The organism is Stenotrophomonas sp. YAU14A_MKIMI4_1 (assembly GCF_003086855.1).
In the GTDB taxonomy this organism is placed as follows: domain Bacteria; phylum Pseudomonadota; class Gammaproteobacteria; order Xanthomonadales; family Xanthomonadaceae; genus Stenotrophomonas.
This window is the reverse complement of the sequence record NZ_CP025998.1, coordinates 1,509,661-1,528,861: the sequence shown is the minus strand read 5'-3', so window position 1 is coordinate 1,528,861 and position 19,201 is coordinate 1,509,661. Positions and strand designations below refer to the sequence as shown.

The 19,201-nt window shown below is 68.5% G+C and carries 14 protein-coding genes and 1 pseudogene; 6 read left to right on the top strand and 9 right to left on the bottom strand.

The window, feature by feature from the left end:
• Nucleotides 1-19: 19 nt before the first annotated feature.
• The 6 genes and pseudogenes from C1931_RS06965 to C1931_RS06940 form a co-directional block, all read right to left on the bottom strand.
• Complete coding sequence (locus tag C1931_RS06965; protein ID WP_108755830.1) at nucleotides 20-1,561, bottom strand: efflux transporter outer membrane subunit; 1,542 nt, start codon at nucleotides 1,559-1,561, stop codon at nucleotides 20-22.
• Nucleotides 1,561-3,117 carry a DHA2 family efflux MFS transporter permease subunit gene (locus C1931_RS06960; RefSeq protein WP_108749138.1) on the bottom strand — a complete coding sequence of 519 codons (1,557 nt, stop codon included), beginning with the start codon at nucleotides 3,115-3,117 and terminating at the stop codon, nucleotides 1,561-1,563. The genes C1931_RS06965 and C1931_RS06960 overlap by 1 nt, the downstream gene beginning before the upstream one ends.
• A pseudogene (locus C1931_RS06955) lies at nucleotides 3,114-4,214 on the bottom strand (HlyD family secretion protein); the annotation flags it as partial. The pseudogene C1931_RS06955 and the gene C1931_RS06960, both read right to left, overlap by 4 nt.
• A gap of 505 nt (nucleotides 4,215-4,719) precedes the next feature.
• Nucleotides 4,720-5,832 (bottom strand): polyamine ABC transporter substrate-binding protein, encoded by a 1,113-nt coding sequence (locus C1931_RS06950; RefSeq protein WP_108755828.1) that lies wholly within the window; start codon nucleotides 5,830-5,832, stop codon nucleotides 4,720-4,722.
• 90 nt (nucleotides 5,833-5,922) lie between these two features.
• Complete coding sequence (locus C1931_RS06945) at nucleotides 5,923-7,320, bottom strand: glutamine synthetase family protein (protein WP_108752656.1); 1,398 nt, start codon at nucleotides 7,318-7,320, stop codon at nucleotides 5,923-5,925.
• A complete protein-coding gene (locus C1931_RS06940) occupies nucleotides 7,317-8,078 on the bottom strand; it encodes a gamma-glutamyl-gamma-aminobutyrate hydrolase family protein (RefSeq protein ID WP_108755827.1) in 762 nt (253 codons plus the stop codon). Before C1931_RS06940 ends, C1931_RS06945 begins: the two co-directional genes overlap by 4 nt.
• Before the next feature lie 199 nt (nucleotides 8,079-8,277).
• On the opposite strand from C1931_RS06940, the gene C1931_RS06935 reads away from it, so the two are divergent.
• Entirely contained in the window at nucleotides 8,278-9,516 is a 1,239-nt protein-coding gene (locus C1931_RS06935; RefSeq protein ID WP_234412906.1) for an FAD-binding oxidoreductase, read from the top strand.
• 178 nt (nucleotides 9,517-9,694) lie between these two features.
• Nucleotides 9,695-11,275, top strand: a complete 1,581-nt coding sequence (locus C1931_RS06930) for an MASE1 domain-containing protein (RefSeq protein WP_234412880.1) — start codon at nucleotides 9,695-9,697, stop codon at nucleotides 11,273-11,275.
• A gap of 50 nt (nucleotides 11,276-11,325) precedes the next feature.
• Here C1931_RS06930 and C1931_RS06925 read toward each other — a convergent pair whose 3' ends face one another.
• Entirely contained in the window at nucleotides 11,326-11,757 is a 432-nt protein-coding gene (locus C1931_RS06925; RefSeq protein ID WP_108755824.1) for a hypothetical protein, read from the bottom strand.
• A gap of 285 nt (nucleotides 11,758-12,042) precedes the next feature.
• Between C1931_RS06925 and C1931_RS06920 the strand changes: the two genes are divergently transcribed.
• Both C1931_RS06920 and C1931_RS06915 read left to right on the top strand, forming a co-directional pair.
• Complete coding sequence (locus C1931_RS06920; RefSeq protein ID WP_108757684.1) at nucleotides 12,043-13,386, top strand: diguanylate cyclase; 1,344 nt, start codon at nucleotides 12,043-12,045, stop codon at nucleotides 13,384-13,386.
• A gap of 85 nt (nucleotides 13,387-13,471) precedes the next feature.
• Complete coding sequence (locus C1931_RS06915; RefSeq protein WP_108755823.1) at nucleotides 13,472-13,933, top strand: bacteriohemerythrin; 462 nt, start codon at nucleotides 13,472-13,474, stop codon at nucleotides 13,931-13,933.
• A 6-nt stretch (nucleotides 13,934-13,939) separates the two neighbouring features.
• On the opposite strand, the gene C1931_RS06910 is transcribed toward C1931_RS06915, so the two are convergent.
• Entirely contained in the window at nucleotides 13,940-15,220 is a 1,281-nt protein-coding gene (locus C1931_RS06910) for an MFS transporter (protein ID WP_108755822.1), read from the bottom strand.
• Nucleotides 15,221-15,350: 130 nt separating this feature from the next.
• Here C1931_RS06910 and C1931_RS06905 point away from each other — a divergent pair, with 130 nt between their 5' ends.
• Nucleotides 15,351-16,007: a hypothetical protein gene (locus C1931_RS06905; protein WP_108755821.1), complete on the top strand. Its 657-nt coding sequence runs from the start codon at nucleotides 15,351-15,353 to the stop codon at nucleotides 16,005-16,007.
• Between the two features lie 220 nt (nucleotides 16,008-16,227).
• On the opposite strand, the gene C1931_RS06900 is transcribed toward C1931_RS06905, so the two are convergent.
• Nucleotides 16,228-17,724 carry an aldehyde dehydrogenase gene (locus C1931_RS06900; protein ID WP_108755820.1) on the bottom strand — a complete coding sequence of 499 codons (1,497 nt, stop codon included), beginning with the start codon at nucleotides 17,722-17,724 and terminating at the stop codon, nucleotides 16,228-16,230.
• 119 nt (nucleotides 17,725-17,843) lie between these two features.
• Between C1931_RS06900 and C1931_RS06895 the strand changes: the two genes are divergently transcribed.
• Nucleotides 17,844-19,196 carry an aspartate aminotransferase family protein gene (locus C1931_RS06895; RefSeq protein WP_108755819.1) on the top strand — a complete coding sequence of 451 codons (1,353 nt, stop codon included), beginning with the start codon at nucleotides 17,844-17,846 and terminating at the stop codon, nucleotides 19,194-19,196.
• Nucleotides 19,197-19,201 lie beyond the last annotated feature (5 nt).

Sequence of the window (19,201 nt, the reverse complement as noted above, 5' to 3'; positions counted from 1 at the left end):
CCATGCCCGGCGGAAAACATCAACGCGCGGCCACCGGCGGCGCTTCCTGCCAGCCCAGGCCCAGGCTCTTCTGCAGCGCCACGTAGCGCACCAGCAGCTGCAGACGCGCCTGCGCGGCGCCGTCCTGGGCCTGCAGGCGCTGGCGCTGCACGTCCAGCAGGTCGATCTGCGAGGTCGCCCCGGCCTGGCGCCGCTGGGTCATCAGGGCCAGCGAGCGCTCGGCCGAGGCCTGCGCCCGTTCGCTGGCCTGCAGCTGCTCGCGCGCCGCGCCGAAACGGGCCAGCGCGGTGTTGGCGTCCTGCAGGGCCGCCAGCACGCTGCTTTCGTAGGCCGCCAGACGCGCCTGGTTGCCGGCGCGGGCCTGCGCCACCCGTGCCTTGTTCACCCCGAAATCGAACAGCGACCAGCGCAGGAACGGGGCGACGATGGTGGCCGCCGAATCCCGTCCCAGGTCCGATGCCGAGGTCGCGCCGGCACCGATGGTGCCCAGCAGGGTCACCTGCGGGAAGTAGGCGGACAGGGCCTGGCCGATCTGCGCGGACGAGGCGGCCAACTCGCGCTCGGCCTTGCGCACGTCAGGCCGGCGCTGGATCAGCGCCCCCGCGTCATCCACTGGCACGCTGACGGGCAGGCGTGGCAGCGGCTGGTCGACGGCCAGACGCGCATCCAGCGCGCCCGGTTCGCGCCCCACCATCAGCGCCAGTACATCGCGTGCTTCATCGGCCTGGGCGCGCAGCGGCGGCAGCGTGGCCTGCTGCTGTTGCAGCTGCGCCTGCGCGCGCTCGACCTGCAGGTCCGAATCGGCGCCGCGCTGGCGACGTTGCCGGGTCAGCTGCAGGCTCTGCTCGGCCGCACGCAGGTTGTCTTCGGCCAGGGCAATGCGTTCGCGGCTGCTGCGGAAGCTTAGATAGACCTGGGCCAGCTCGGCAGCCAGCTGCACCTGCGCGTCGGCCAGCGCGGCGGCATTGGCCTCGGCCTCGGCGGCGGCCTGTTCGGCCGCACGGCGGCGGCGCCCGAACAGGTCCAGTTCCCAGCTGGCATCGAAGCCGGCCACGTACAGTTCGGTGTCCAGATCGAGATCGGCAAACTGCTGGCGCAGCTGCGCGGCTTCCTGTGGGCGGCCGTTGGCTTCTGCCACGCCGGCGATGTTCTCGCCCAGCCCGCGCACGCTGTTTTCCAGCGAATCGGGCGCCTTGATGTTGGCGTAGCCGGCGGCGGCGCCGACCGATGGCAGCTGTTCGGCACGGCGCTGGCGCTGCAGCGCGCGCGAGGCCAGCAGCTTGGCCTGCGCGGCACGCAGGTCGGGGCTGTTGCGCAGCGCCTCGTTCACCAGCTGGTCCAGCAGCGGATCATTCAGCGCGCGCCACCATTGGCTGGGGGGCGTAGCCGGCTGCACGCCGGCCTGTGCGGCGCGGTGCAGCTGTGCCTGCGCGGTGGCGTTGCCGGCCAGCTCCGGTTTCACGTAATCGGGCCCCAGCATGCAGCCGGCCAGCAGCAGCGGCAGCAGGGCCGGGCACAGGTGTCGCAGGCGGAACGGAACGGGCAAGGAAGTCGAAGTCATCAGTGCATGGCCAGGGGAACGCCCTTGGGCAGGGGTTTGAGCAGGAACACCAGGGGAAAGGTGAGCACCACGATCAGGCCGAAGATCCAGAACAGATCGTTGTAGGCCATCACCATCGCCTGCATCTGCACGGTCTGCGCCAGCACGGCCACGGCCTGTCCGGCATCGCCCAGCTGCTGACCGTAGGCGTGCAGCGCGTCCTGCGCCACGGTGGAATTGGCGGTGACGCTGCTGCCGATGGCATCAACATGCAGGGTGGTCCGGCGCTCCTGGAAGGTGGAAATGATCGCCAGGCCGATCGAGCCGCCCAGATTGCGCGCGGCGTTGAACAGGCCCGAGGCATCGCTGGTGTACTCGCGCGGCACCGAGGTGATGGCGGCCTGGTTCAGCGCCATCATCGCCAGCGCCAGCCCGCAGCCCTGCAGCAGCTGGCCGACCACGAAGTGCGGGCCGATGCTGTCAGGGCTCAGGCCCAGGTTGACGAAACAGGCCGCTGCAAAGCACAGCATGCCGCCGAACACCATGATGCGCACATCCACCGTTTCCAGCATCTTCGGCATCAACGGCATCAGCAGGATGGTCGGCAGGCCGGCCAGCAGCAGCACGTAGCCGGCCTGTTCGGTGTTGTAGCCGGCGATGATCGCCAGGAACTGCGGGATCATGTACATCACCCCGAACAGGATCATGCCGACCGCCATCACCATCACGAACACGGCGCCGAAGCTGCGCTGGAACAGGATGTTGAGGCGGATGACCGGAGCCTTGCTGGTGAACTGCGAGACCGCCAGCAGGGCAAAGCCGAGCAGCGAGACGATGCTGAGCACCACGATCAGGGTGGATTCGAACCAGCGCTCGCGCTGGCCATCTTCCAGCACCACGGTCAGCGCGGACAGGCCAGCGGTCATGCCCAGGATGCCCAGCCAATCGGCGCGCAGCAGGCCACCCCAGTCCGATTTTTCGTGCGGCAGGCCGAGCAGCAGCAGCGCGACCAGTCCGGCACAGATCGGCACGTTGATGAAGAACGCGTAGTGCCAGCTGACGTTCTCGGTCAGCCAGCCGCCCAGCAGCGGCCCGATCACCGGGCCGAGGATGACGGTCATGCCGAACAGCGCGGTGCCCAGCGGCTGCTGCTTCGGCGGCAGGCGGGTGCCGACGATGGTCAGCGCGGTGGGAATCAGGGCGCCACCGGCGAAGCCCTGCCCTACGCGTCCGGCAATCATCATCGGCAGTGAATCGGCCAGACCGCACATCACCGAAAACGCGGTGAACAGCGTGGCGCAGATCAGCAGGAAGGTGCGCAGGCCGAGCGTGCGCACGAACCAGCCGGTGAGCGGAATCATCACGATTTCCGAGACCAGGAAGGCGGTGGAGATCCAGGTGCCTTCGGTGCCGCTGGCGCCGACCTCGCCCTGGATGGTGGGCAGTGCGGCGTTGACGATGGAGATATCCAGCGTGGCCATGAACGAGCCGATCGTGCCGGCAGCCACGGCCAGCCACGCTGCGGCATCGGCCTTGCCTTCCGCAGCGGGTGCGGCGGGTGCGGTTGCAGCGTTCATCGGGCGCCGCGGGCCTCGGCTTCGTCGCGGCTGCGCTCGGCATCGTCCTTCGCGCTGCGGGTGTCCACGGTCACCTCCACCGACATGCCCGGCACCAGCACCTTGCGCGCCTCGGCACCGGCATCCACGCGGATGCGCACCGGCACGCGCTGCACGACCTTGGTGAAGTTGCCCGTGGCGTTCTGCGGCGGCAGCAGCGCGAACTGCGAACCGGTGCCCGGCGAGATGCTTTCCACCGTGCCCTTCAGGGTGGTGCCCGGCAGCGCATCGACCTTGATCTCGGCGGGTTGCCCGGCACGCATCAGGCCCACCTGGGTTTCCTTGAAGTTGGCGCTGAGGTACAGCGCGGCCACCGGCACTACGGTCATGGTGCGGGTACCGGCGGCCACGAACTGGCCCACCTGCACGGTCTTGTTGCCAACGCGACCGTCGATGCGCGCGCGCAGTTCGGTGTCTTCGAAGGCCACGCGGGCCTGGGCGGCGTCGGCCTGGGCCTGCTTCAGCGCGGCCTCGGCCTGTTCGCGCTGGGCCTGACTGGCTTCGATCTGGCTCTGCGCGCCGGCAATCTGCGCCTTGGCCGCATCGTGCTGCGCCTGTGCGCGTTCCAGGTCGTGGCGCAGGCTTTCCACGTGTTCATGGGTGTCGGCACCGCTGGCGGCCAGCGGTGTGAAGCGGGCCAGTTCGGCGCGGGCGAAGCGCAGTGAGGCGCTGGCGGCCACCAGTTGCGTGCGCGCCTGCAGCAGGCTGGACTGCTGGCCCTGCACGCCGGCGGTGGCGGCGGCGATATCGGCTTGGCGCACGGCGATCACCGCTTCGGCCTGGTCCAGGGTGGCGCGGTAGGTGCGCGGGTCGATGCGCAGCAGCGGTTGCCCGGCCTTCACCCATTGGTTGTCCTGCACTAGGACGTCGGTGACGTAGCCGTTGATGCGCGGGGCGACGGCGACGGCGTCGGCCTGCAGGTAGGCGTTGTTGGTGTCCTGCAGGTAGCGGCCTACGCGCAGGTGGTAGACCAGCCAGATGATCAGTGCGATGGCGACCACGATGCCGATGATCGCCAGGGTCCAGCGGACCTTGGGATTCTTCAGGGGCGAGGGTTTGTCCTCGCTGGCTGAGGGGGGCGGGTCGGTGGGAGCGTCGTCGCGCGGGGGCTGGTCGGTCATCGTCTCGTCATGGCGGTGGTCAGTGCCATACGGGACGGTAGGGGAAGGAGTGCGGAGGTGAGGTGAAAGCGTTTGTCGCTTGCCGGTGTGGGTTTCCTGTGTGGCAGGGGCCAAAGCCGGGGGCTTGGCCAGGACACGCGGTGAACCCATCCATGGGGCTCGTAGGCGCCTTGCTCGCGTGCGCTGTCCTGCGCACGCGGCAAGACCGGGGTTGGGCGTCCTGCCCAACCCGCCGGGCGCATGCGCCCGGCCCATGGCGCCTGCGGTCCTGCCGCCCCACCCGGCCTCCCTGCCCTCCAGTTCCCGCCGGCGGACAGGAGGTCAACGGCAGAGCAGAATCAAGAGCAAAAAAAGGGAGGCCCTTGGCCTCCCTTTTTCTTTTCTGGTGGGGGCCGACCGTTGGTCGGCCCTCCTGGAAAGCGTGCCGACCAACGGTCGGTATTTACTTGCCGGTCTTCACTTCGGTCCACAGGCGGGTGTAGAGCTTGTCGGTTTCCGGGGTGTTGATCGAGTAGGTGAACATCTTCGCGGCGACGTCGGCCGGGGGGTAGATGGTCGGGTCGGTGCGGATCGCTTCGTCCACCAGCGGGGTGGCGGCGGTCACCGGGTTGGCGTAGTGGATGAAGTTGGTGTTGGCTGCGGCGACCTTCGGTTCCAGCAGGTAGTTGATGAAGGCGTAGGCGGCTTCCGGGTGCTTGGCGTCCTTGGGGATGGCCAGCATGTCGAACCACTGCGGGGCGCCTTCCTTGGGGATCGAATAGGCCACGTGCACGCCGTTGCTGGCTTCTTCGGCGCGGTCGCGGGCCTGGATGATGTCACCCGACCAGCCCACCACCAGGCAGGTGCCGCCGTTGGCCAGCGAGCCGACGTACTGCGAGGAGTGGAAATTCTGCACGTACGGGCGGATCGACTTCAGCAGGTCGGCGGCCTTCTGCAGTTCGGCCGGGTCGCCGCTGTGCGGGTCCAGGCCCAGGTAATGCAGGGCGATCGGGATCATGTCGGCCGGCGTGTCCAGGATGGTCACGCCGCAGTCCTTCATCTTCGCGATGTTTCCCGGCTTGAAGATGAGGTCCCAGCTGTTGGCGATGTCGGCGCTGCCGCCGAAGCGCTCCTTCAGCATGTCCACGTTGTAGCCGATGCCGGTGGTGCCGATCATGTACGGCACGCCGTACTTGTTGTCCGGGTCCTGGGTGGCGATGCGCTGCATCACCGACGGGTCCAGGTTGGCCAGGTTCGGGATCTTGCTCTTGTCCAGCGGCAGGAACACGCCGGCCTGGATCTGGCGGCCGAAGAAGTTCAGCGTGGGCACCACCACGTCGTAGCCGCTGTTGCCGGCCAGCAGCTTGGTTTCGACCATCTCGTCGCTGTCGAACACATCGTAGGTGACCTTGGTCCCGCTCTCCTTCTCGAAGTTCGGGATGGTGTCTTCGGCGATGTAGTCGCTGTAGTTGTAGACGTTCAGGACCTTGCTGTCCTGCGCGCCACCGTTGCCACCGCCGCCACAGGCGGCGAGCAAGGCGGAGGCCAGGCCGAGCGTGAGGATACGCAGCTTCATCGGGTGCTCCAGAATGCGGGTGGGGGGCCGGCCGGGCCGGCGACGGGTGCCAGCCTACCCCCCGGCGGCTCATTCATCAATTGCGGGTCTTCACACGTTCAACAGCAGGAACTCACGCTCCCAGGAGCTGATCACCCGGAAAAAGGTCTCGTATTCCTTGCGCTTGACCGAGATGTAGGCGCGGCAGAAGCGCTCGCCCAGCAGGGCCTGCAGCTCGCTGCACTGTTCCAGCCCATCCAGCGCTTCGCCCAGCGAGCGCGGCAGGTTGTAGCCCAGCTCCTTGGCGCTGCCGGTCACCGGCGCGTCCGGGGCCAGCCGCTCGCGGATACCGAGCAGGCCACAAGCCAGGGTCGCGGCCATCGCCAGGTAGGGGTTGGCATCGGAGCCGGCGAAGCGGCTTTCCACCCGCATGTTCTCCGGCGTGTCCAGCGGCACGCGCAGGCCGCAGGTGCGGTTGTCGTAGCCCCAGTGCACGTTGCTGGGCGAGACTTCGCCGAACACCAGGCGACGGTAGGAATTGACGTTGGGGGCGAAGAAGGCCATCGCCTGCGGTACGTATTTCTGCAGGCCGCCAAGGTAGTGGCCGAATACCGGGCTGAACTCCCCTTCGGCGTGGGTTTCGCCGGCGAACACGTTGCTGCCGTCGCTCACCCGCACCAGGCTCTGGTGGATGTGCATGGCACTGCCCGGCTCGTTCTCCATCGGCTTGGCCAGGAAGGTGGCGTACACGCCGTGGCGCATGGCCGCCTCGCGCATGGTGCGCTTGAACAGGAACACCTGGTCGGCCAGGTCCATCGCATCGGCATGGGTGAAGTTGACCTCCAGCTGCGCTGCGCCGGATTCGTGGATCAAGGTATCCACGTCCAGCTTCATTGCATCGGCGTAGTCGTACATCAGGTCGAGGATGGGATCGAATTCGTTCACCGCATCGATCGAGTACGACTGCCGCGCCGTTTCCGGGCGCCCGGAGCGGCCGGCCGGCGGCAGCAGCGGGAAATCCGGGTCGGTGTTCTTCTGCACCAGGAAGAATTCCAGTTCCGGTGCCACCACCGGGCGCAGGCCCAATTCGGCATAGGCGGCCAGCACGCGGCGCAGTACGTTGCGCGGGGCCAGCTCGTGCGGCTCGCCGCTCTTGGTGTAACAGTCATGGATGACCTGCGCGGTGGCATCGGCCGCCCACGGCACCATGCGCACCGTGTCCGGGTCCGGGCGCAGCATCATGTCCGAGTCCGAAGGCGAGGTCAGGTCGTAGTAGTCATCGGGAAATTCGCCGGTGACGGTGGTGGCGAAGATGCCCTCGGGCAGGCGCGTGCCGTAGTCGTGCGAGAACTTGTCGGCGGGAATGATCTTGCCGCGCGCGTTGCCGGTGATGTCCGGCACCAGGCATTCCACTTCGGTGATGCGCCGTTCCTTCAGCCAGCGCAGCAGGCTGCTTTCCTGCGGCTCGGGGGGCGTGGCCGTCTTGCGCGGGCGCGGTCGGGAACTCATCGGGCATCCAGTCGTTTCTGTTGGTACTGACGGCAAGCTTGGCCGAAAGCACGGAAAATAGCGTGATAGAACGGCGTCTGCGTGACACGCCACTCCGGGTGCCACTGTACGCCCAGCACGAAGCGGTGGTGGCCACTGCGTGCGGCTTCTACCAGACCATCGCTGGCGGTGGCCTCGACCTGCAGCGCCGGTGCCAGCCGCGCAATGCCCTGCCCGTGCACCGAATTGACCTGCGCCGTGTCGCCGCCGTACCACTGTGAAAGCCAGCCGCCGGCGACCAGTTGCACGCTGTGCGCCGGCCCGTACTGCACCTCGACCGCGGCCTGCGGATCTTCACGATGGTCGGCTAGGCCCGGCACGGCATGTACCTGCGGGTGCAGGCTGCCGCCCAGGCTGACATTCAGTTCCTGGAAGCCACGGCAGACCGCCAGCACCGGCAGGTCCAGCGCAAGGGCGGCCTGCAGCAGCGCGAACGCGTTGGCATCGCGCGCCGGGTCATGCGGGTTTCCCGGCCAGGTGCGCCCGCCTTCGTAATGCTGCGGCTCGATGTTGCTGACCGCGCCGGTCAGCAGCAGCCCGTCCAGATCCTGCAGCCAGTCTGCGGCAGGCAACGGCGGTTGCAGGCTGGGCAGCAGCCACGGCGTCACCTCGGCGGCGTCCACCAGCGCGCGGACGTATTTTTCGCCGGCCACCGCGAAACGATGGTGGCCCATGACGGTGCTGTCGGTGGGCAGGCCCACCGCGGGCAGGCGGCGCATGCAGGACTCCTTGGCGTGCCTGCACGGTACCTGCGCCGTGGCCAGGGCGGCAAGCCGTCGCCATCACGTCCACGGGCACGCCGCTGGGCGAAACTACGCGGGTGAACAGCGCCTCCCCTGCCCCGTCCGAACCGCCCACCGCACGCCTGCGAGGGCCGCTGTGAGCGCGGCCTTCCCGCCCAGCTGGTACGCGGCCAGCCTGCCCGAGCCGTCGCCACTGCCGCCCCTGCAGGGTCAGGTGCAGGCCGACGTGGCGGTGCTGGGCGCCGGCTACACCGGCCTGACCGCCGCGCTGGAACTGGCCGCGCGCGGCTACCGGGTGGTGGTGCTGGAAGCGCAGCGGATCGGCTGGGGAGCGTCGGGCCGCAACGGCGGCCAGGCGCTGGTGGGCTACGGCTGCGAAGTGGACACGCTGGAGCGCGAGGTTGGCCGCGCCGACGCCCGCCTGCTGTTCGACTGGTCGCGCGAGGCCGTGCAGGCGATGCGCCGGCGCATCGATCGCCATGCCATCGATTGCCACTGGGTGGAAGGCCACGCCAGCGTGGCCATCCGCGCCCGCCACGAGCGCGAGCTGCGGGGGCATTGCGAACACCTGCAGCGCCACTACGACTACCCCATGCAATGGTGGGACCGCCCTACCCTTACCGCCCAGCTGGACAGCCCGCGCTACCGCGCGGCCATGTTCGACCCGCTCAGCGCCCACCTGCACCCGCTGGCCTATGCACGCGGCCTGGCCGACGCGGCGCGTGCGGCCGGGGTGGTCATCCACGAACGCTCACCGGTGGTGCGGTTGCAGCGCGGTTCGGCGCCGGCCCTGCACACGGCCGCCGGCAGCGTGCACGCCCGCCATCTGGTGGTGGCGGGAAACGCGCTGCTGCAGGGCCTGCTGCCCGACCTGGAGCGCCGCATCATGCCGGTCGGCACCTACGTGGGCGCCAGCGCACCGCTGGGCGCCGAACGCGCGCGCGCATTGATCGCCAACAACATGGCGGTGGCAGACACCGCCTGGGCGCTGGACTACTTCCGCCTCAGCCACGACCACCGCCTGCTGTTCGGCGGCCGCGCCAGCTATTCGGCGCTGCCGCCGCCGGGCCTGCGCCGGGTGATGCAGCGGCGCATGCACCAGGTCTTCCCACAGCTGGCCGATGTAGGCCTGGAACAGGTCTGGGGCGGCTTGGTGGACATCACCCGCAACCGCGCCCCGCACTGGGGCCGGCTGGACCCGAACCTGTACTTCGCGCAGGGCTTTTCCGGCCACGGCGTGGCCGCGGCTGGGCTGGCCGGCGAGGTGATCGCCGCGGCGATCGCCGGCCAAAGCGAACGCCTGGACGTGTACCAGCGCCTGCACCACGCCCCCTTCCCCGGCGGGCGCCTGCTTCGGACCCCGCTGCTGGTGGCGGCCATGTCCTGGTACAAGCTGCGCGATGCCCTGTGGTAACCGCCTGATGTGAAAGTGTGAACCCGGTCAGCACCGGCGGCCCGCAGTGGCCACCGGCCGCCCCGGCACGCCGGTTGCAGGCAATTGCAAGCGTCCGCGTCAGCCGATACTGTCGCGGACTGGGGCCAGGTGCGATGCCTGGGTGGCGCTTACGCGCAGCAGCAAGGGAGGCTTGCGATTGAACTGGTGGACGAATGGAATTCGCCTGGATGTGCGTATCCGGCCGGCGGGGCTTGCTCTGGCGGCGCTGTATGCGCTTGCCTGCTGGGCCACCCGGCAGATTTCGCTGGACCAGTTCTACCTGCCGGCCGGCATCCGCGTGGCCGCGCTGCTGCTGTGCCCGCCCCGGCTGTGGGGCTATCTGATCCTGGGCGAATACGCCTACTTCGCGCAGATGCGCTACCCCATGGTCGACCGCTATGGCCTGCCGTGGGTGGTGCTGGCATCGGCCTGCCTGATACCGGCGGTCGCCCTGGTGGTGGGCCTGCACCGTCGTCGCCTGGCCACGGCCGGTGAAGGCTGGGTACTGTCCATCGCCGCGTGGGCCGCGCTGGCCACCGCGGTACTGAAGCTGGGCCTGGCCCATCTGCTGTGGCCCACCCCGCCGTCCGATCCGGTGCTGGGCACCGCCGTGCGCTACGTGCTGGGCGACTACATCGCCATCATCACCGTGGTACCGCTGGCCCTGCTGTGGTCGCAGCGCAGTGCGGGCCATGACTGGTCCAGCTGGCGGCAGTGGCCGACGCTGGCGTCGCTGGCGGCCCTGCTGCTGCTGGGTGGCGCGGCGATCTGGGCCGGCGCCAGTTCCGACCCGGCCAAGACCAGCCTGCAGCTGCTGATGGCCCTGCCTGCGGTGGCCCTGACCTGCATGCACGGCTGGCGTGGCGCAGCGGTGGCCGTGCCGCTGCTGAACATGCTGATCAGCGTGGGCACGCCCAGCAGTGGCCTGCCCGGCTCGTTCGACGAGCGCACCTTCATGACCGTGCAGATCGTGGCGGTGGCCGGTACCGCGCTGCTGGCACTGGGCTCGCGCATCAGCCAGCACTACCACCAGTACGCGCACCACGACCAGGCCGGCCGCCAGGCCGCCGACTTTTCCCGCAACGCGCACATCGCCAACGAAATGGACCTGCGCCAGCGTGCGTTGGCGCTGCGCCGGATTGCCGATGACATCGAAACGTCGCTGGGCGAGACCGCCGAACTGCTGAAGCTGCATGGCCACCACGAGCCCGCGCGGCAGCTGCTGGGCACCGCGACAAGCCATTCACGACAGTTCCGCGAGCTGACCAGCATGGTCTACCCCGCCGAGCTGGAGCAGCTGGGGCTGTACCTGGCCCTGCAGGCCAGCGGCATCCACCAGGCCTGGGACGCTACAGATCGGCTGGGCCGTCACCAGCTGCAGGGCGACCCCTGCCAGTTGAACCTGGGCCTGCAGCTGGCGACCTACCGCACCCTGGCCGAGGCCGTGTCGCTGCTGCTGAACGGCGAGCGTGGGCAGATCCAGGTGCGCGCACGCTGCGGCCGACGCGGCGCGCAGCGCGGCATCGTGGTGACGGTGGGCCTGCTGGACCGCCATCGCACGCTGTCGGAGGAAACCATGGCGCTGGCGCGGCGCCGCTTGAGCGCGCGGGCCATCGCCTACGGCGGTCGCGTGGACTGCCGTGGCAACCGCATCCGCATGCTGCTGCTGGATTCACCGGCGCAGGTGGAACAGGACGCTCCGCTGCAGGCGCGGCTGGCGCCGCACGGCCTGGGCTGAGCGCTGCAACGACCGGCCCCGCATGCAGCAGGGCCGGTCATCCACGCTGCTTACTGGCCTTCGCCCGGCAGTTCCACCGACCAGATCGCATCGGCGCCCTTGCCGTAGACCACCAGCGAGAACTCGGCGCGACGGTACACCACCTGGCGCGATGCGTTGGCCGGAATCACCAGGCGCTGCGAGGGCAGCGAGGTCTTCGCCGGCGACTTGCCGGCCGGCAGGGTCCAGAACACGTTGTCGAGCGTGCCGACGATCAGCTTCACCTGACCGGTCAGGTCATTCACCTGGAAATAGGTGATGCCATCGCGCTGGAACCCATAGACCTGCCAGGCCGGATCCTGGCTCAGGTTCAGTGCGGCGGGCAGCGCTTCGCCCAGACCACTCTTGGCCAGCTGGATACCGTTGCCGTCGCTGGGGCAGCAGGCGGCTGCAGCAATCATCGGCATGGACAGCAGCGCAGCCGCTGCAATTGCGATACGCATACGGGAAAAACGCACGGGCAACCCCCTTGTGGATTGAATGTTGATGGGCGGCCAGGCACTGCCGCGTTCGCCTGGCACAACCGGTGTGCATCGGCGCGGGCACCGGCGGTGCCCAGAAACTCCGAGGGCCCCCGGCCAGGACGGTCGGGTAGCGGCACCGAGCATACCGGTCCCGGGCCAGCGCAGCCATGTGCCGCCCCGACCTGCCCCTGGCCGTCCCAGGCTAAAGTTTCGCCTGCAACGGCCGCTACCCCGGCCAAGCCCTCCCACGTGAGCCACCGCACCATGCCCGTCCTGCCGCAGGTCGTTGTCGATGGCGACCTGGCCGATCCCCTGCCGCAGCGGATCCTGCTGGTGGAAAATTCACGTGCGTTCACCGGCATGCTGCGCGAGGCGATCGAACAGCGCCTGGAGCTGCCTGTGGTGGTGGCGTCCACCCTGGCCGAAGCCGGCCGCCTGCTGAGCGAGGAAGACGGCTGGTTCCTGGTGCTGACCGGACTGGTGCTGGCCGATGGTGACCGCGATGCGGTGGTCGAGTTCTTCCTGAAACGCGATCTGCCCACCGTGGTGGTCAGCGGCGTGTATGACGAAGACCTGCGCAAGCGCGTGCTGCAGCAGCAGATCATCGACTATGTGCTGAAGAACACGCCGGGCAGCATCGATTATCTGGTCTGGCTGGTACAGCGCCTGGAGCGCAACCGGCGCATCGCCGCGCTGGTGGTGGACGATTCGCCATCCGCACGGGGTTATGCGGCCGCGCTGCTGCGCATGTACGGCCATGAAGTGTACGAAGCAGCCGATGGCAACGAGGGCCTGGCCGCCATCGAGGCCCATCCGGCCATCCGCCTGGCGGTGGTGGACCAGGAAATGCCGGGCATGCAGGGCGTGGAATTCACCCGCCGCCTGCGCACCCTGCGCTCGCGCGACAAGGTGGCGGTGATCGGCATTTCCGGCAACACCGACGCCTCGTTGATTCCGCGCTTCCTGAAGAACGGCGCCAACGATTTCCTGCGCAAGCCATTCTCGCGCGAAGAATTCTTCTGCCGCGTCTCGCAGAACGTGGACCAGCTGGAACTGATCGGCACCCTGCAGGATCTGGCCACCCGCGATTTCCTCACCGGCCTGCCCAACCGCCGCTGTTTCCTGGAACAGAGCCAGCGCCAGCTGCCGCAGCTGCAATTGCATGGCCAGAGCGTGGCGGTGGCGATGATCGACATCGACCACTTCAAGCACATCAACGATACCTACGGCCACGAAGCCGGCGACGATGCCCTGCGCGCCGTCGCCCGCGCGGTGGGCGACCATGCGCGCAGTCAGGACCTGATCGCACGCTTTGGTGGCGAAGAGTTCTGCCTGCTGGTGCCGGACATGGAACAGGACGAAGCGCTGCAGTACTTCGAGGAACTGCGCCAGCGCATCGCCGCGCTGGAAGTGGATATCGGTACCGCCACCCTGCGCATGACCGTCAGTATTGGCCTGTGCTGCCTGCAGCCGCAGCGCGATTCGCTGCACCGGCTGATTTCCGAAGCCGACCGCCAGCTGTACCTGGCCAAGGCCGGCGGCCGCAACCGGGTCAGCAGCACCACGGTGGCACCGCCGCAGCGCGCGCGTGAGCCTGCTTTATCCTGACAGGCTTGCTTTGATCCAGATCAACGCCGCCTGCTGGGCGCGCGCCTACAGTCGCTCCCGACATCAGCATGAAGGGGGCGCACGGATGGCACTACTGCTCTGGCAGGACGATCTGAACACGGGCATCGATGTGATCGACCAGCAGCATCGTCGCATCGTGGAAATGCTCAACCACCTGCACGTGGCGCAGTCCAGCCTGCAGCGCGTGGCGGTAGCCGAGGTGATCGACGAGGTGGTGGACTACACCATGTCCCACTTCGCGTTCGAAGAGGAGTTGATGGAGGAAGCGGGTTATCCGTTCTGCGCGGCGCACAAGCGCGTGCATGAAATCTTCATCAAGCGCGTTGCCGAGTACCGGTTGCGTTTCCAGGCTGGCGAGGATGTCAGCGACGAGCTGCGCACCATGCTCTCGCGCTGGTTGTTCAACCACATCCGTGGCGACGACCAGGCCTATGCCGAGCAGGTGAAGGCGCACTTGAACCAGTTCGCCCGCGAGCACCAGAGCGGCGGTTGGCTGGGCCGCACGCTCAAGCGCATCTTCGGCTGACGGCCGTCAACGACCGCGCCGGTGCAGCGCCACCAGCGCGCACAGGGTGGCCACCGCGGTCAGGCACAGGTAGTAGCCCACTGCGACCAGGCCGAAACGTTCGGCCAGCCAGGTGGCCAGGTACGGTGCCGGCGCCGCGCCCAGGATGCCGGCCAGGTTGAACGACAGCGAGGCGCCGGTGTAGCGCACCTCCACCGGGTAGATCTCGGCCAGGAAGGTACCGCAGGGACCGTAGGTCAGGCCCATCAGGAACAGCCCCAGGCACAGGAAGGTGAGCACCAGCCACGGGCTGTGCGCCTGGAACAGCGGCGCGAACAACACACCGAAGCCCAGGATCAGCACGCTGGCGATGATCATCGTGCGGCGCGTGCCCCAGCGGTCGCCATAGCGCGCCGACAACGGGATGCCAATGGCGAAGAACAGCATGGCCACCATCTGCATCAGCAGGAACTGCTCGCGGCTGTAGCCCAGCACCGCGGTGCCGTGGCCCAGGCTGAACACCGTCATCAGGTAGAACAGCACGAAGGTGGCGAAGGCGCCCAGCGTGCCCAGCAGCATGGGCACGGCATGGTGGCGCAGCACGGTCCACATCGGCAGGCGCACCGGCGCCTTGCGATCCAGCGCCTTCTGGAAATCCGGCGTCTCGTGGATGTTCAACCGCACCCACAGCCCCAGGGTGACCAGCAGCGCGCTGGCCACGAACGGAATGCGCCAGCCCCACTGCAGGAAATCCTGCTGGCTGAGCCAGCGCCCGAGCAGCAGGAAGATGCCGGCCGACAACAGGAACCCCAGCGGCGCGCCCAGCTGCGGGAACATGCCGTACCAGGCGCGCTTGCCCGGCGGTGCGTTCTCGGTGGCCAGCAGCACCGCCCCGCCCCATTCGCCGCCCAGCCCCAGACCCTGGCCGAAACGGCACAGGGCCAGCAGTGCCGGCGCCCACAGCCCGATCTGCGCATGGGTCGGCAGCAGGCCGATTGCGACAGTGGACAGCCCCATGGTCAGCAGCGCCGCCACCAGCGTGGCCTTGCGACCGATGCGGTCGCCGAAGTGGCCGAACACCGCCGAGCCCACCGGCCGCGCGATGAAGGCCACCGCGAAGGTCGCCAGCGACTGCAGCAGGGCCGCCTGGTCGCTGCTTTCCGGGAAGAACAGGTGCGGGAACACCAGCACTGCCGCGGTGGCATAGATGTAGAAATCGAAGAATTCGATGGTGGTGCCGATCAGGCTGGCCAGCAGCACACGGCGGGGCGAATTCACGGGGGCTGCAGCAGTGGAGAGCGTGGACATCGGCGAGGCGTGGAAGGTGGATCGACCGATTCTGCCACGCGCGGACGGCCTGACGGGACGATGGTTTCAGCCGACACCAAGACAACGGAATTTTTCTGACCGGGCGTTACGCTGCGCCACCGGTTACTGCATGGATGCGCTGCCGATGGCCCCTGTTGTGGTGTTGCGCTGGTCCGATTCGCCACTGCTGCCGCGCGGCGTGGCCTGCCTGCTGGTGGTGCTGCTGCATGCGCTGCTCGGTGCCTGGCTGTGGCGCAGCGGCCGCATCGACCCGCCACCTGCCGATGAAGCACGCATCAGCCTGCGCTGGCTGCCAGCGGCGCCGGCATTGCCACCGCCCGTGCCGCTGCGCGCTGAACCTGCTGCCGCATCCACGGCGCGGCCAGCCAGGCCGCAGCGTTTGCCCTCCGCAGCGCCGCGCCCTGTCGACAGGGAGACTGATGGGGCGCCGACAATGGCACCGCTGTCGCTGGGCCTGCCAGCCGGCAGCATCGAGGGAGGTGATGGCATCACTGCGGCGGGCGTAGCGCCCAGGCTGCTGGGTCGCCGCGAAGTGCACGCGGCATTCGCCCCGCGCCGGAACTACTTCCACATGCGCCCACAGATGTCACCCGAGCAGATCGTGCAGGGCGTCGCGCAACTGCTGGGCTTGTGGCCGCCGGGCTACATGATCGATCCGTGCGAACTGGGGAAGCAGGACATGGCCTATTTCCAGGGCGCGGTGAAGGACGTGGACCGGCAGGCACTGCGTGACGCCGTGGCCGTGGTCAGCGCACGTTGCCGGTAGCGTCGAGCCTGCTCGACTGCCGTGCCGTCGTAGAGTCGAGCTTGCTCGACTGCTTTGCCGTTGTAGAGTCGAGCTTGCTCGACTGCTTTGCCGTTGTAGAGTCGAGCTTGCTCGACTGCTTTGCCGTTGTAGAGTCGAGCTTGCTCGACTGCCGTTCGCGAAGAGCAGTCGAGCAAGCTCGACTCTACAGAAAGCGAAGAGCAGTCGAGCAAGCTCGACGCTACAACTGGATCCAGGTGGCCTTGATCTCGCTGTACTTGTCGAAGGCGTGCAGCGATTTGTCGCGGCCATTTCCCGATTGCTTGTAGCCGCCAAACGGCGCGGTCATGTCACCGCCATCCCAGCCGTTCACCCACACGCTGCCCGCGCGCAGCTGGCGGGCCACGCGGTGGGCGCGGCCCAGATCGCGCGTCCACAGTCCCGCGGCCAGTCCATAACGGCTGTCATTGGCCAGGCGAACGGCCTCGGCTTCACTGTCGAAACCCAGCACCGCCAGCACCGGTCCGAACACTTCTTCGCGGGCCAGCGCCTGTTCCGGCCGCACCTGGTCGAACACGGTGGGCTGCACGTAGCATCCGCCCGCCTCGACCGGCGCGCGTTGCCCGCCCAACAGCAGGCGCGCGCCGTCGGCCTCGGCGCGGGCGATATCGGCCAGCACCTTGTCCACGTGCGCCGCATCCACCAGCGCGCCCATCGGCGCGTCAGAGTCGAGCGGGTGCCGCGGTTGCATGTGCCGCGCGTACGCCAGCACCTGGTGCACGAAATCGTCACGGATCGAGCGCTCCACCAACAGGCGCGATCCGGCCGTGCAGACCTCACCCTGGTTGAAGAAGATGCCCTGCGCCACACCCTTGGCTGCGGCATCCAGATCCGGTGCATCGGCGAACACCAGGTGCGGGCTCTTGCCCCCGCACTCCAGCCAGACCCGCTTCAGGTTGGAACGCCCGGCGTACTGCAGCAGCCGGGCGCCGGTGGCGGTGGAGCCGGTGAACGCCAGCACGTCCACGTGCATGTGCAGGGCCAGCGGTTCGCCCACGCGTTCGCCATGGCCCGGCAGCACGTTCAGCACACCGTCCGGCAGCCCCGCTTCGGCGGCCAGCGCGGCCAGCCGCAGCGCGCTCAACGGTGAGCGCTCGGACGGCTTCAGCACCACCGAATTGCCCATCGCCAGTGCCGGCGCGATCTTCCAGCAGGCCATCAGCAGCGGAAAATTCCACGGCACGATGGCGCCCACCACACCGGCAGGCTCGCGACTGACCAGGCCCAGCTCGTGCGGCCCGGTGGGCGCTATCCCGCCGTACAGCTTGTCCACCGCCTCCGCGGTCCAGGCCAGGCAGCGCACCACGCCAGGCAGGTCGATGCGCCGCGCATCGCGCACCGGCTTGCCCATGTCCAGGGTTTCCAGCAGGGCCAGTTCGTCGGCATGGTGTTCCACCAGCGCGGCAAGCGCCTGCAGCACGCGCTTGCGATGGGAGGGACTGGCCTGCGACCAGTGGCCCGCATCGAACGCGCGGCGCGCGGCCAGTACCGCACGGTCCACGTCGTGTGCATCGCAGTCGGCCACCTGGCCCAGCACGCGCCCATCGATGGGACTGATGCAGTCGAAGCGGGCGCCGCTGGCCGCGTCCACGTAGCGGCCATCGATGAAGGCCTGCGATGGCAGGGTCAGCTGGCCGGCCAGTGCCTGCCAATGGCTGCGGTCGGGGAAGTCGGCCATGTCCGGTTCCGGGTGAAGATCTGCCACGGTTATACCGCCACGCCCGCATTCCGCCCGTGAGCGGGCATCGCGCCCATCGGCTGCGCTACAGTCAGCGCAACGGACCCGACGGAGGCGGCATGAAGAATCCCGCGATCGACCCGCACGCGCTGGCGACCCAGCGCCCCGAATCGCTCGATGCGTACTGGATGCCGTTCACCGCCAACCGCCAATACAAGGGTGCGCCACGCATGCTGGTGCGCGCCGCCGGCATGCACTACGAAGATGTGGACGGCCGCAGCATCCTGGATGGCACCGCCGGCCTGTGGTGCTGCAACGCCGGCCACGCCCGTCCCGGCATCGTCAAGGCCATCGCCGACCAGGCCGCCACGCTGGACTACGCGCCCGGCTTCCAGATGGGGTCGCCACCGGCCTTCGCCCTGGCCCAGCGCCTGGCCGCACTGGCCCCGGCCAGCCTGAACCATGTGTTCCTGACCAGTTCCGGCTCGGAAGCGGTGGATACCGCGATGAAGATCGTGCTGGCCCACCATCGCCTGCGCGGCGAAGGCCAGCGCACCCGCTTCATCAGCCGCGAAAAGGGCTACCACGGGGTGGGTTTTGGCGGCATGGCGCTGGGCGGACTGCCCAACAATCGCAAGCAGTTCGGCCTGCAACTGGGCGGCGTGGACTACCTGCGGCACACCCTGGACCTGGAGCGCAACGCCTTCAGCAAGGGCCTGCCGCGGCAGGGGGCCGAACTGGCCGATGACCTGGAACGGCTGGTCGCCCTGCACGACCCGTCCACCATTGCCGCGGTGTTCGTCGAGCCGGTGGCCGGCTCGGCCGGGGTGATCCTGCCCGCCCCCGGCTACCTGCAACGGCTGCGCGAGATCTGCGACCAGCACGGCATCCTGCTGGTGTTCGACGAAGTGATCACCGGCTTCGGGCGGGTCGGCATGCCCTTCGCGGCGCAGCGCTTCGGGGTCACCCCGGACCTGCTGACCTTCGCCAAGGGCGCCAGCAACGGCGCCGTGCCGCTGGGCGGGGTGCTGGTCAGCGATACGGTGCATGCCAGCTTCATGCAGGGACCTGCGCAGGCCATCGAACTGTTCCACGGCTATACGTATTCGGGCCACCCGCTGGCCTGTGCAGCGGCCCTGGCTACGCTGGACATCTACGCCGAAGAACGGCTGTTCGAACGCGCCATCGAGCTGGGCGAGTACTGGCAGGAACGCCTGCACGCGCTGCAGGGCCTGCCCAACGTGATCGACATCCGCAACTTCGGCCTGGTCGGTGCGGTGGAGCTGGCGCCGCGCCGCGATGCCCCCGGCAGCCGTGGCTACGAGGTGTTCCGGCGCTGCTTCCACGATGGCCGGCTGCTGGTGCGCTGCACCGGCAACATCATCGCGCTGTCGCCGCCGCTGATCGTGGACAAGCCGCAGATCGACCAGATCACCGCCATCCTGGGCGAGATGATCCGGGCCACCGCCTGAGCCGG